Below are 12,724 nucleotides of genomic sequence, written 5' to 3'. Positions count from 1 at the left end.
GCCTCTAAACACAGAAGAATTAAGCTGCATAAGATGCGGTATTATTCGATAATGACCATTTTTTGGTTATGGCACCTTTCTGTGTTCCGTTAATATCTTGCTGGTTATAAGTCCACTCAACCGCAGCATATTTCAGACCAAATGCTTCAGTCGGTACACCTTCTTCATTCACGCTTGGCGTTACTTGAGAAACCAGCACGTGTTTCAGTTTGATCTGAAGGTATTTGATACGCTTGTCGCCGTTGGCACGATAGAAGTCAATTTGCACTTCATCAAAGGTATAACCAGCAGAGCAGGCTTCCCAAAGTTTGGGGCTGGTTGCATCCAGGTCTTTAACAAAAATCATGTCAGAATGTTCTACACGCTCAGCGGTATGGCCACCAACGCTAGAAGAAGTTGCAGATTTTGGCTGACGAATATTATGTGACCAGGAATTTACTTCTAGCCAGCTTTTATGTTCAGAATCGCGTGATTCACCATCTACTTTATATTTACCGCGAAATTGGACGTATATATCTTTCATTGTTATTTTTAACCTGTTTTATTATAAATAATTAAAAATGCAACCGGCTTAGTTACTCGATTGCGGCAATTCAGTGACCAGTCTCAGGGATACTGACAACTCATCAAGCTGGAAATGTGGTCGCAAGAAGACCACTGATTTGTAGTGACCAGGTTCAGCTGGACTTTCTACAACTTTGATTGACGCTTCACGTAATGGATACTGCGCCTTGGATTCCTGAGAAGCACCGTCATCCAAGAGTACATATTGTGATAACCAGTCATTCAGGAAGGCTTCAACATTACCAGCTGAAGCAAAACTACCGACTTTGTCACGCATCATCGCTTTCAAATAATGCGCAATACGCGAAACTGCCATAATGTATTGGATCTGACTTGATAAAGCTGAGTTGGCATTGGCTGCATCATTGTCATATTTTTTTGGTTTCTGGGTCGATTGCGCACCAAAGAACGCTGCATAATCTGTATTTTTGCAATGCACCAGCGGAATAAAACCCAAGTCGCTGAGTTCTTTTTCACGTCGGTCGGTAATGGCAATTTCAGTTGGACATTTGAATATTACATCACCATCATTGGTCTTGAACGTATGTACAGGTAGGCCTTCTACCACACCACCCCCTTCTACACCACGGATCGCTGCGCACCAGCCATGCATGTCAAATGCATTGGTCAAACGGGTACCGAAGGCATAAGCTGCATTCATCCATAGATATTCGTTATGATCTTCACCAGAAACCTCTTCAACGTAGTTAAACCCTTCAGTTGCAGTACCTTCTTTTGGATGATATGGCAGACGACCCAATACACGTGGCATGGTCAATGCGACATAACGTGCATCATCACTTTCACGGAAGGAACGCCATTGCACATATTCAGCGGTTTCAAAAATCTTGGAAACATCGCGTGGACGATCAATATCAGTAAATGATTCAAGACCAAACATGCTTGGACTAGCTGCCGAAATAAATGGTGCATGTGCTGCTGCTGCCACATGTGAAATCTGTTCCAGTAGAAACATATCTGATGGCGTACGATCAAACTCAAAATCACCAATCAAGGTCGCATAAGGTGCACCACCGAAAGAACCATATTCTTCTTCATAAATCTTTTTAAATAAGGTACTTTGGTCAAAATCAGTCGCACTTTGGAAGTCCTTGATCAATTCCTTTTTAGTGGTATTCAACATCCGGATTTTAATCAAGGAATTGGATGGCGTTTCCTGACAGAAATAATATAAACCACACCAGGTTGATTCAATTTTCTGAAATTGTTCATGATGCATGATTTTGCTGAGCTGGGTTGAAATTAGCGCATCGATTTCGGCAATACGTTTATCCAATGCCAGGATCATGTTGTCAGATACGGTGATTGTCCCTGCCATGACTTCGCGTGCCAGTTCACCAATCAGGCTTTTGGCACGATCATGCTCTTCATCAGTACGCGCGATACGACTACGCTCAACGATAGAGTCAAGTAATGAGTATTCTTCTACATTCGTATTTTCAGCAGTTGCTGCATTTAAATTACTCATTTTCAACCTCCACACTCATCTTGCGAATCTGATCCGTACTTTTCAGCACTTCATCAAGAAGATCTTCCAGACGTTCATTATTGGAAATTTTGTTGCGTAAATCCGTTAAACGTTCACGTGCCTCAACCAGCCGACGTAATGGTTTAACCTGCTGTACCACCTGTTCTGGCTTAAAGTCACCCATGGAATTGAAAGTCAGATCTACAGACATCTTGCCACCCTCTTCAGTCAGCGTGTTCTCAACCTGAAAGTTGGCACGTGGCGCCAGTGATTCCATGACTTCATCAATATTGTCTAAATCCACATTGATAAATTTCTTGTCTTTTAGTTTGGTTTTTTCCAGCTCGGATGCTGCTGAAAAGTCTCCAAGTACCCCAACCACAAAAGGTAATTCTTTCACTTCACGTGCATCACCGACTTCCACATCGTAAGTTAATTGAACCCGCGGTGGACGAATCCGCTGTAATTTCTTCTGTACACTTTCACGCTTAGCCATGATGCTGATTCCTATATTATTTTTTATTAATTATTACGAAGTGCGCCAAATGGATTGGAGGTAGGCGGGACATTACGTGTGACGATAGGCTCATTTTTCTTGGCGACAACATTACTGGTAGACATTTCTTTGGCTTTAGTCGGAGCACTTGGACGTGACTTGGTCGAACTGGATTTTTTATTTGAACTCACCACATTTTGTTTCTTGGTGCTTGAGTTATATTGTGCACGTAGAGGCATTACAGTGACGGGTTGAGACAGACGTACATTGTCATTGAAAACTTTGGTAATGGCATAGGTTTCTTCAGTCAGCGGACGAATTTCGGTGCTGCGCATATAATTCACAGCTTTATTTGAAATCGCCACACCAGAAAGGAATGTGATATCTGTTAATTGACGTGTTGTATAATTTTCACGATTTAACTGATCTACAGCTTGAAGTGCCTTCAGATGCAGACCACGATCCAGATAAAGTTGTGCAATATTGGCTTTAATTTCACGCTGCAAATTAAGATCTTTCTGAGTTGGCTTGGCACAAAGCTGTTCATACTGTTGCAGTATTTCTGGATCAGTATCTCCGTTAGCCAATGGATACGCTTTAAGACATGATTTTTTCAGGGTTGCAGCATGCGTCTGCATCAAACTCATCGTGCAGACAGCCATCATCAGCACGAGTATGGAACTCATATTTTTTTTCAAAATAAGCCTCAATTTTTTCTTTTTCTGGTTGTTGATTTTTTTACTTGAAATGATTTTTCTGTATTTATTGTTTAAAAATCATCTTGCGAATTTAACAAAAAATGATCACACTAAGTCAACAACAAAAATTGACTTTTGTAAAATATTTTTTAACAGTCTTTCAAATAATGTTAAAGATTATATGACTTTGATCATTTTATTCTGTTAGAAAATATGCAACAACATGATCAAATAGATCAGTAAAAATGATTGGCTTGCAGTCATTCAAATAAATAATAAGAACAGCACAGTGGTATTTTTTAATTTTTAAAGACATTATGCCTTGCAAGAATAAATAATGAGAAACACATGAATAACCTAAAAATTTTAATTACTAAATTATCTGATCATGCACGCTTATGTCTTGAGAAATCTGCCAACACCTGTATTAACCAGCAAAACCACGAAATCGAAATTGAACATTTTTTCCTGGAATTGCTGTCGCATGAACAGCTAAATGATGTCCAGTTTCTGCTTAAAAATTACAAGCTCTCCAAAGATGCCCTGCTGGATGATCTAAAGGAAAGTTTACTCCAGCTTAACAAAGGAAACTCACGCACCCCTATTTTTGCCAAGTCAATTATCCGTTTACTTGAGCAAGCTTGGCTATTGGCATCTGCTGAAAAAGAACCTGTCATCCGTAGTGGACACCTACTGGTAGCTTTACTGACTGCTTCCGATCTGTATCAGATTGCGATGCGTTCATCCTGTATTTTTGAACTGATTCCGATCGATACAATGAAGCATCAGTTTCTGGCTTTATGTCAGGACAGTATCGAAAATGTGTCAACTCAAACTCATCCTTCTCTGCCAGTAAAAACTCCAAACTCTCAAACTTTACTCAAAAAAACACCAGCACTGGATCAATACACGATCAACCTGACCCAGAAAGCTGTTGAAGGAAAAATTGATCCGGTAATTGGGCGTGAATTTGAAATTCGCTTAATGCTGGATATTTTAATGCGCCGTCGTCAGAATAATCCGATCTTAACGGGTGAACCGGGTGTCGGTAAAACTGCGGTGGTAGAGGGTTTGGCACTAAAAATTGCCCAGCAACAGGTACCTGACGCTCTGAAAAATGTGCAATTACATGTGCTGGACATGGGGCTGTTACAGGCCGGTGCCAGTGTCAAAGGTGAATTTGAGAACCGCCTGAAACAGGTGATCCAGGAAGTACAAAGTTCTTCTCATCCAATCATCCTGTTTATTGATGAAGCACACACCTTAATTGGCGCAGGTGGTCAGGCAGGCCAGAATGATGCTGCTAATTTACTCAAACCGGCACTTGCACGGGGGGAATTACGTACTATTGCAGCAACCACCTGGGCAGAATACAAACAGTATTTTGAAAAAGATGCAGCGCTCAGCCGCCGTTTTCAGGTCGTTAAAGTTGAGGAACCGACTGAAGCGGTCGCGATTGACATGCTGCGTGGCATGATTCCGGTGATGGCCCAACACTTTAATTTACAGATTGATGATGAAGCGATTATCGCTGCTGTATATAGTTCACATCGTTATATCAGTGGACGTCAGTTACCAGATAAAGCGATTAGTGTTCTGGATACTGCAGCTGCTCGTGTTGCACTGACTCAAAATGCGCAGCCGGCACAACTCGATCAACTACAAGCACAACTGCATAATCTGGAATTGGAACACAAGCTATTAACCCAGGAAAACCAGAACCTGCCAATTCATCATGCCAGACTAAATGATCTTTCTAAAAAAATCTCAGATCTAAAACAGGATATCCAGTGTCTTAAAGAGCAATGGCAACGTGAATTGCAGATTGTTCAGCAGATCCGGGATATTCAGGCACAAGAACATAATGAAAAATCCAGTCAAAAAATTGCAAAATTACGCTTAGAACTAATTGAAGTACAGCAAAAAAAACCACTGGTCTTTGAACGGGTCAATACCAGCATCATTCATGAAATCATTTCGGATTGGACAGGTATTCCAGTGGGCAAGATGGTCAATGATGAAATCCGGCAAGTATTACAACTTGAAGATCGTCTGGCTCAGCGCGTGATGGGACAGGATTATGCCCTGCAACAACTGGTGCAAGGCATTAAAACGTCTAAAGCCAAATTGGAAGATCCTAACAAACCACAAGGTGTTTTCTTATTAGTGGGACCAAGTGGGGTTGGTAAAACTGAAACTGCCCTCGCCCTCGCCAATGAACTGCACGGGGGCGAATCACATCTAATCACGATTAATATGTCTGAATATCAGGAAGCACATACCGTTTCTTCATTAAAAGGCGCACCGCCAGGTTATGTCGGTTATGGGCAAGGTGGCGTACTGACTGAAGCTGTTCGCCGTAATCCATATAGTGTGGTTCTGCTGGATGAAATTGAAAAAGCACATAGTGATGTGCAGGAACTGTTTTATCAGGTCTTTGATAAAGGCATGCTGGAAGATGGTGAAGGTCGTTTGATTGATTTTAAAAACACTACAATTTTGCTGACTTCAAATGCAGGATCATCTGCGATTATGCAGGTCTGTCTCAATCAGGAACCTGAAAACTGGCCAAGTGCACATGAACTTATTGAACAGATTAAGCCAAGTTTATATAAACAGTTCAAGCCGGCGTTCTTGGGACGTATGCAGATCGTACCATACTTCCCGCTGCATGATGATCTGCTGATCAGAATCATTGAACATAAACTTGGCAAAATTATTCAGCGTGTACAAGCTCAATACAAGACTGAAGTTACTTATAGCAATGATCTGTTAGAGCTTATCCTAAGCCGTTGTACAGAAGTTGATAGTGGTGCCCGTAATGTTGACCATATTCTTAATGCCAGCGTATTGCCCGCTTTAGCGACTGAAATTCTGATGGCGTTGAGTGAGGAAAAAGTTCCTGAAAAAATTCAGATTGATGTTGAAAATGATGAAATCATTTATCACTTAGATCCACAGCAATCTAAAGCGAAAACTAAACGCATCCGGAAACAGAAAACGGATGCTGTATAAAGCTATATTTTAAAAGATAAAGAATTAAATAAGAAGAACAAGTTTCAGGTGAAGAATGACTATAGATATTGAACAACTGCTTGCCCCAATCTCTGATCATCAGCCAGGTGGTGAGGATTGCTCGTTTTCAAATGACTTTCATGCCATTAAAAAGGCCAAAATTCAGGATGATCCTCTGTTAGATCAAGGCGACTGGATCTCTGAGCCACGTCAGCCAGACTGGCAGTTTGTGTTGAATAAATCAGTTGAGTTGTTAAGTGATAAAACCAAAGATCTGCGTCTTTATACTTGGTTAGCTGAAGCTTGGGCAAGAACTCACGGATTTGAAGGGGTTGCACGCGGCTTGGAACTGAGCCATCGCAGTATTCAGCAATATTGGCAGGACATGCATCCTTTAATTGAGGATGATGATCTGGATCAGCGCCTGGGTTTGCTACAAGGCTTAATCAACCAGATTCCAGCTTTGATGAAACAGGTTCCCCTGGTCAGTCAGGCGCCGTTTTATCATTTAGGAAATTATGAGGCATTTTTACATCAGAAAAATATCCGGATACGCCGTAATCAGCAGGATGAAGATGGCGAATCTTCAAGTAGCAACGATGAGCTACAAAAGTTCGAGCAATTGCTACAGGCTACTTCCCACTCTGTAATAATAGAAAACTACCAGCAGGTTTTGGATATTCAACAGCACTGGCACCATCTAAAAACTATTCTGGATGAATTACTGGGTTTGAATGCACCGAGTTTTTCTGCAATTGACGAACAGATTGATTCGATCATTTCCCTAATTAAACGTCTATATAAAGTGGAACAATTAGCGAATCAAAATACTGAAAGCTTAATCTCGCCGACAGACTCAGGAATTCAGCAAGTTTATACAGATACTTCCTCCCCTGTTGTTCAAACTCAATTCCGGTTACAGCCACAAAATCATCTGGCCAATCGGGAACAGGCATTGAAAGTCTTAAATGAAATTGCGGATTATTTCCAGATGCACGAACCGCATAGTCCGGTAAGTTATATGCTGCAAAAAACCATTCGCTGGAGTCAGATGCCACTTCATGAATGGCTGGCACAAGTGATTAAAAATGAAAATCCCCTGGAACAGGTTCAAGAGTTACTAGGTGTACACGATATGAATAATTCCAATAATGAGTGGTAATACTGAATGTTTAAAGCAGAAAAAGTTCTTTGGGGTGAAGGCCTATTTTTAAGACCTCAGCATTTTCAGTTACAGGATGCCTATCACGAACAACGCCTGAACCATATCATTCAGGCGAGCTTGCCTTTTGCCTATGGAATTCAGTCAATTGAATTCGATGAAACCCAGTTAGGCATGAATATACTGGCACTCAGCCGGATTAAAATGGTCTGGCAAGATGGGGAAATTTATCGTGCACCTGAACTGGATCTATTACCTGAACCTATACAGCTTGATACTTTGAATCTGCGTACAGAAATGGCGATTTATCTTGCTTTACCGATGATTCAGGCAAGTAAGCAGAATCTTCATCATCAAGATCATTCTCAATCCAGCCGCTACCATTCCTATTTAAGTTCAACCCATGATCTGTTTACCAATGCGGCTACAGCAGAAATTACCTTGGTACGCCGTCGTGCTGAATTTAAGATTTTTGAAATAAGCCAGGGACCTGAACAGGCTTTGGATGGCTATTTTTATCTTCCGATTGGCACAATGAAACGGCAAAGTTCCGGGAATTTTGTACTGGATCACAAGTTTATTCCCCCCATCCTGCATATCGAAGCATCAGAAAATCTGTTGAATAATCTGAAGCGTACCTTGAATATTATCCGGGCCAAGATCAAAACCATTCAAAACAATAACCGGGAAAATGAACAGAAACTGATTGAATTCCGTTCTGGTGATATTGTGTCTTTCTGGCTGGTGAATGCACTCAATACTGCACATGCAACGTTGAATCACATCTTGCAGTATCCACGTATTCATCCAGAACGGCTGTATTCTGAATTATTACGTCTGACCGGCTCGCTCCTGACTTTTTCAACCGCCTATGCTGTCGATCATTTACCCCAATATCAACATCATCATTTACAGGAAAGCTTTGGCCAGCTCGACGTGATTTTACGTGAATTGCTGGATACGATTATTTCAAACCGCTATATCAGTATTGCCCTGAAAGAAACCCGTCCATCCTATTGGGTTGGCAGTCTTGAAACAGACAAAATTTCCCGAGAAACCCGTTTGTATCTTGCAGTATCGAGTAGTGTCATGCCAGCCCATGATCTGATTGCCTATGTGCCGATCCGTTTCAAGGTTGGCAGTACTGTCGATGTTGAACAACGCGTGATTGCAGCACTGCCAGCTGTACCTGTTCAGCATCTGATTCAAGTGCCAACCGCCATTCCAGTGCGTTCAGGGGTAAGCTATTTTGAAATTGAACCAAATAATGAACTGTATCAACGGATGTTGGAGTCCGAGACCATCTGTATCTATATCCCCAGCGGATTCCAGGATATTTCAATTGAACTGATTGCTGTGATAAATGGATAAGAATAATGAATAGTATTAATAATGCGCCATCGCTATTTGATGATGGACAAATTGGTACAGGTTTTCAGACCAATACAAAGATAGATAAGAGTCAACACTCAGCAACTACCCATCTGGTCGATCTATTACATGATGGATTCTATGTGGTTTTCCTGATTCGCAATCAGTATGTACCCTCTAATCCGGAGTCCTTCCGCCAGAAAGTGCTAGATATGCTGGCACGTTTTGAAAACCAGGCAAGAAAACTGCAATTTTCTGCAGAAGATATTAATAATGCACAATATGCATATTGTGCTTTGTTAGATGAGACGATTGCCACCCAACAGGATTCCCGTTTTTTTGACCTGAAAAATTTCTGGATGATGAGCCCGCTACAACTCAGTTTATTTGGATCACAACTGGCTGGTTATCGTTTTTTTGAACACATGGAAGAAATCCGCAATAAAGACAAGGAATGCCTCGCCGTTCTTGAAGTTTATCATTACTGTTTATTATTAGGTTTTCATGGTAAATACAGAATTGAATCAATGAGTCAGTTGAACAGTCTGATTAGTCGTGTCGGTGATCAAATCGATTACCTCAAAGGGAAAAAGGCATTTTCTCCTTTTGCTGCAATTCCAGACCAGATTAAACATATCATTCACCGTGAATTGCCATTTTTCTGGATTCTGATTTTCTGGCTAGTGTTTGCTCTGGCAAGCTTTATTGGTCTGCACTATGTGTTGTCCAAAGACCGTAATGCAGCATTTTCCCAATATCAGAATGTGATTAGTGTTCCTGCAGAACAGGCCCACATCACTATCCATTTACCATAAATATTATACTCACTATGGCAAACAAAAATAATAAACATATTCGTCTTTTACAGTCTATAAAGCCGGTTCCTCATTCTCCTAAATTTTACCTATTGAGCGGATTTGTATTGGGGGTGCTATCAGTAAGCTCTGTTTTACTAGGCTATGGTTATTATCAGAATCATTCGGGATCAAGCCGTACACGAGTTAATGCAGAAAATCATCAAATATCAGACTTAAATCATGCCGCAGAATCTGAGCAAATTATTCCAAAAGCCGCTACGCCGTCGGATCAGGATAATATCCAGAATCCAGAAGATGGTTTTGATCAGAATATTGAAAATATGTTTAAGGTAGCAAAGCCAGAAAGTAATGCAGAATCTAAAAACCATACTTCACCTTTTGAATCTGCGTTTGGTGCCCAAGAGCAAAAACCTTTAATTCAGGCCAATGATAAAAATAAACCACTTAAACCGGAAATTCGGACAATTCAATCTTCAGCAATAAAGACTAAGATAATTAAAGGTTCGCAAAAAAGTTCTTTAAATATAAATGCTGATCGTCTATCGCCAGCACAAACAGAAAAATCTGTTGAGCTAAAAACTACAAATACTTCGTCACAGGAACAGCCCTCAGCAACTACGCTACAGGAAAGTGCTGAAGTAGCACTGTCATAAACAGCATGATCTACTTCATTTTTTTCAGTTTTGTTTTGCTTAGCTTAGGTATGTTGCTGCTGGTTTCTTATGAATTCCGAATCCGGTTGATAAACCTGTGCATGCAAATTTCACCATATAGCAAGAACCGAATTTTGGCAGCCAGACAGGTTGCCTGGGAATTTAATCAGGCAGCATCTTCAGATAAAATCCAGTCACATTGGCATATTCAACAATGGTGGATTTTGCTGGCGGCCTTAGTGTTATTTAGCAGTATTGTAATTTTTACTTTAACCCGCCCCATTACTGCCAGTACTTTTGAAGCAAATTATTTACGTGAAGTTGATCCCCAAATTTATACTTTACTCGATGGTCAGGTGTTAGCACCGCCCCCAGAAGTAGAAGGTCATCTGATTGAAGAAGCCATACAGGGAGAAGTCCATTACTATACCAATGTTGTTTCTGCCCAAGTTATAAATCCACCTGATCCTACTGAAGATGTACATCTGCCTATGATCCATAATCATAGTGATCTCAATATAGTTAACCGGAAATGGAATAAAATTAATCCACGTTATAAACAGCGTTTATTGATGGTCTTCAAAATAATGCGTGAACAGTATGGATATGAACTGGTTTTACTAGAAGGTTATCGCAGTCCGGAACGTCAAAATTCACTTTCTGCAAATCCGAATACCACGCGTGCTAGAGGTTATCAAAGTTATCATCAGTTCGGTTTAGCAGCTGACGTTGCCTTTAAACGTCATGGTAAAGTCATCATCAGCGAACGTGATCCATGGGCAATGCGTGGTTATGAACTGTATGGTCAAGTCGCAGAATCGGTCGGACTCACATGGGGCGGTCGGTGGAAATCGATTAAAGATTATGGTCATACTGAATATCGTATGCCAGGTTTGAAAAAAACCGCTGAAATGGCAAACCAGTTGGTTAATGAAGGTCAGCTACAGGCAGCTGGATACTGACCTTCGATTCAAAGTTTCAAAGTTAACCGTGTTATTTATTATTGTGCATCTAGAAATGCTTGTATATGTTCCAGTACTTGTGCAGGATTTTCAGCATGCAGCCAATGACCTGCATTTTCAATGAGTTCAACTTTGGAATGGGTGAATTGGCGGTCAATCGCAGCGAAATGCTCTGGTTTAGAAATATAAAAAGAGTTACCACCTCTGAGAAAAAGTGCCGGAGTATCAATTGGAGTAATATCTTCCCAAAATAAAATATCCTGATAATGGTTAAAGAGCGCCTGTACATTAAACAGCCACTTCCCTTTGTTAAAAGATTTTAGCAAGAACTGAATTACCATTTCTTCATTCAGATATTCACGCATGATTTTTGTCGCTTCTAACCGGGAACTTAGGTTTGCACGCTCGACAGCAAATAAGGCTTCAAAAATTTCCGCATGATGATTTTCATGATATGGGATTGGAGTTATATCCAGAACCACAAGCTGCTCTACCCGATTACGCGCAATATCAGACAGTTTCATGGCAACTTTGCCGCCCATAGAATGCCCTACCACAACAAATTTGGTGATGTTAAGACTATCTAATGTTTCAAGTACATCTTTTGACATCAAGTGGTAATTATGCTCATCACTATGTCCAGATAAGCCATGGTTGCGCAGATCTAACTGAATGACGGTACGCTGGCTTGAAAAATGTCGCGCCAGCATTCCTAAATTACTCAAGCTGCCGAATAAACCATGAATGAAGACCATTGGTACAAGTGTTGAGTTATCATGACTGGTGATTTGGTAGTTGAGGATCATTTGAGAATTCCGTGATTTCATAGATGATGTGGTGATATTGGAATTTTATTGGGAATTAATCAATTGCTAAATTTTAAAATATGCTTAGGCTATTTATATGCAATAATTTTTGCTTAGGCTAAATAGGTGAAACTGGTACAATTTTTTAAAATCAGAGAGGTCTAAAAACTAGCTGTTATTATTCAAATAAGCTCAGGTAGCTTTAAAATTTTTAATTTTCTGACTATCACTTATTTACTCATTCATAATCAAAAACTGGATATGCATAATAAGCCACACTACATTTACAAGTCATATTTCGGGTGTATAAGCAGTCAGGTGGAATTTACTACCTAGCTTCTTACAAATTGGCTAAGCAGAAAATACTATTATTAAGTTTCCTCCCCTTTTCTTTTCATAGCTATTAACATTTATAATTCGCTTAGGCTATTTTACAAACTTTTAAAGATATTTGAATTATTAAATATGAGCTGCGTGCAGCAACTAGCCTAGCTCGGATGAAAATCATTTCTTATCAAATACTATTTAGTATTTCTAGGAAGTTTTTAGAAAAATAATTGCCATTACTTAAATATTCTAATTAATGAGATAATATCAGTGGATATATCCCCGAGATATAAGGTAATTCTACAAATTTATTTTAAATTAACTTAATAGTTTTATTGAAAATATATTAATAATGAACTTTTC

The 12,724-nt window shown here is 40.0% G+C and carries 11 protein-coding genes; 6 read left to right on the top strand and 5 right to left on the bottom strand.

Annotated elements, in window-relative coordinates; all coding sequences use genetic code 11:
• Window positions 1-19: 19 nt before the first annotated feature.
• Genes VXQ92_RS01740 through VXQ92_RS01725 form a run of 4 tightly spaced genes read right to left on the bottom strand, consistent with a single transcriptional unit; the run spans window position 20 to window position 3,235 of the window.
• The gene (locus VXQ92_RS01740; protein WP_064096151.1) at window positions 20-523 is read right to left on the bottom strand and encodes an Hcp family type VI secretion system effector; all 504 of its coding nucleotides are present in this window, start codon (window positions 521-523) and stop codon (window positions 20-22) included.
• A 48-nt stretch (window positions 524-571) separates the two neighbouring features.
• Complete coding sequence (gene tssC / locus VXQ92_RS01735; RefSeq protein ID WP_416680086.1) at window positions 572-2,053, bottom strand: type VI secretion system contractile sheath large subunit; 1,482 nt, start codon at window positions 2,051-2,053, stop codon at window positions 572-574.
• On the bottom strand, window positions 2,046-2,549 hold the full coding sequence (tssB, locus tag VXQ92_RS01730) for a type VI secretion system contractile sheath small subunit (RefSeq protein WP_416680085.1): 504 nt from the start codon (window positions 2,547-2,549) through the stop codon (window positions 2,046-2,048). The genes tssC and tssB overlap by 8 nt, the downstream gene beginning before the upstream one ends.
• A gap of 26 nt (window positions 2,550-2,575) precedes the next feature.
• Complete coding sequence (locus VXQ92_RS01725; protein WP_416680084.1) at window positions 2,576-3,235, bottom strand: hypothetical protein; 660 nt, start codon at window positions 3,233-3,235, stop codon at window positions 2,576-2,578.
• Between the two features lie 360 nt (window positions 3,236-3,595).
• Between VXQ92_RS01725 and tssH the strand changes: the two genes are divergently transcribed.
• From tssH to VXQ92_RS01695, 6 genes are read left to right on the top strand one after another with little or no spacing between them, the layout of a single operon-like run.
• Window positions 3,596-6,262 carry a type VI secretion system ATPase TssH gene (tssH, locus tag VXQ92_RS01720; protein WP_416680083.1) on the top strand — a complete coding sequence of 889 codons (2,667 nt, stop codon included), beginning with the start codon at window positions 3,596-3,598 and terminating at the stop codon, window positions 6,260-6,262.
• Window positions 6,263-6,317: 55 nt separating this feature from the next.
• Window positions 6,318-7,424, top strand: coding sequence for a type VI secretion system protein TssA (tssA, locus tag VXQ92_RS01715; RefSeq protein WP_416680081.1), 1,107 nt, complete (start codon window positions 6,318-6,320; stop codon window positions 7,422-7,424).
• Window positions 7,425-7,430: 6 nt separating this feature from the next.
• Window positions 7,431-8,795, top strand: coding sequence for a type VI secretion system baseplate subunit TssK (gene tssK / locus VXQ92_RS01710; RefSeq protein ID WP_416680080.1), 1,365 nt, complete (start codon window positions 7,431-7,433; stop codon window positions 8,793-8,795).
• Between the two features lie 5 nt (window positions 8,796-8,800).
• Window positions 8,801-9,610, top strand: a complete 810-nt coding sequence (gene icmH, locus VXQ92_RS01705; RefSeq protein ID WP_416680079.1) for a type IVB secretion system protein IcmH/DotU — start codon at window positions 8,801-8,803, stop codon at window positions 9,608-9,610.
• A 14-nt stretch (window positions 9,611-9,624) separates the two neighbouring features.
• Window positions 9,625-10,266 (top strand): hypothetical protein, encoded by a 642-nt coding sequence (locus VXQ92_RS01700; RefSeq protein WP_416680077.1) that lies wholly within the window; start codon window positions 9,625-9,627, stop codon window positions 10,264-10,266.
• 5 nt (window positions 10,267-10,271) lie between these two features.
• Window positions 10,272-11,228, top strand: a complete 957-nt coding sequence (locus VXQ92_RS01695) for a M15 family metallopeptidase (RefSeq protein ID WP_416680075.1) — start codon at window positions 10,272-10,274, stop codon at window positions 11,226-11,228.
• A gap of 38 nt (window positions 11,229-11,266) precedes the next feature.
• On the opposite strand, the gene VXQ92_RS01690 is transcribed toward VXQ92_RS01695, so the two are convergent.
• Window positions 11,267-12,034: an alpha/beta fold hydrolase gene (locus tag VXQ92_RS01690; RefSeq protein ID WP_064096140.1), complete on the bottom strand. Its 768-nt coding sequence runs from the start codon at window positions 12,032-12,034 to the stop codon at window positions 11,267-11,269.
• Window positions 12,035-12,724: the final 690 nt, after the last annotated feature.

The sequence above is a fragment of the Acinetobacter sp. 228 genome, from assembly GCF_048147885.1.
Note: the sequence above shows the minus strand (reverse complement) of the source record. Positions and strands in the feature narration are given on the sequence as shown.

Bases quoted from the DNA above. Each gene is read 5' to 3' on its own strand.
- VXQ92_RS01740 (WP_064096151.1), bottom strand. From the start codon at position 523: ATGAAAGATATATACGTCCAATTTCGCGGTAAATATAAAGTAGATGGT.
- tssC (WP_416680086.1), bottom strand. From the start codon at position 2,053: ATGAGTAATTTAAATGCAGCAACTGCTGAAAATACGAATGTAGAAGAA.
- tssB (WP_416680085.1), bottom strand. From the start codon at position 2,549: ATGGCTAAGCGTGAAAGTGTACAGAAGAAATTACAGCGGATTCGTCCA.
- VXQ92_RS01725 (WP_416680084.1), bottom strand. From the start codon at position 3,235: ATGAGTTCCATACTCGTGCTGATGATGGCTGTCTGCACGATGAGTTTG.
- tssH (WP_416680083.1), top strand. From the start codon at position 3,596: ATGAATAACCTAAAAATTTTAATTACTAAATTATCTGATCATGCACGC.
- tssA (WP_416680081.1), top strand. From the start codon at position 6,318: ATGACTATAGATATTGAACAACTGCTTGCCCCAATCTCTGATCATCAG.
- tssK (WP_416680080.1), top strand. From the start codon at position 7,431: ATGTTTAAAGCAGAAAAAGTTCTTTGGGGTGAAGGCCTATTTTTAAGA.
- icmH (WP_416680079.1), top strand. From the start codon at position 8,801: ATGAATAGTATTAATAATGCGCCATCGCTATTTGATGATGGACAAATT.
- VXQ92_RS01700 (WP_416680077.1), top strand. From the start codon at position 9,625: ATGGCAAACAAAAATAATAAACATATTCGTCTTTTACAGTCTATAAAG.
- VXQ92_RS01695 (WP_416680075.1), top strand. From the start codon at position 10,272: ATGATCTACTTCATTTTTTTCAGTTTTGTTTTGCTTAGCTTAGGTATG.
- VXQ92_RS01690 (WP_064096140.1), bottom strand. From the start codon at position 12,034: ATGATCCTCAACTACCAAATCACCAGTCATGATAACTCAACACTTGTA.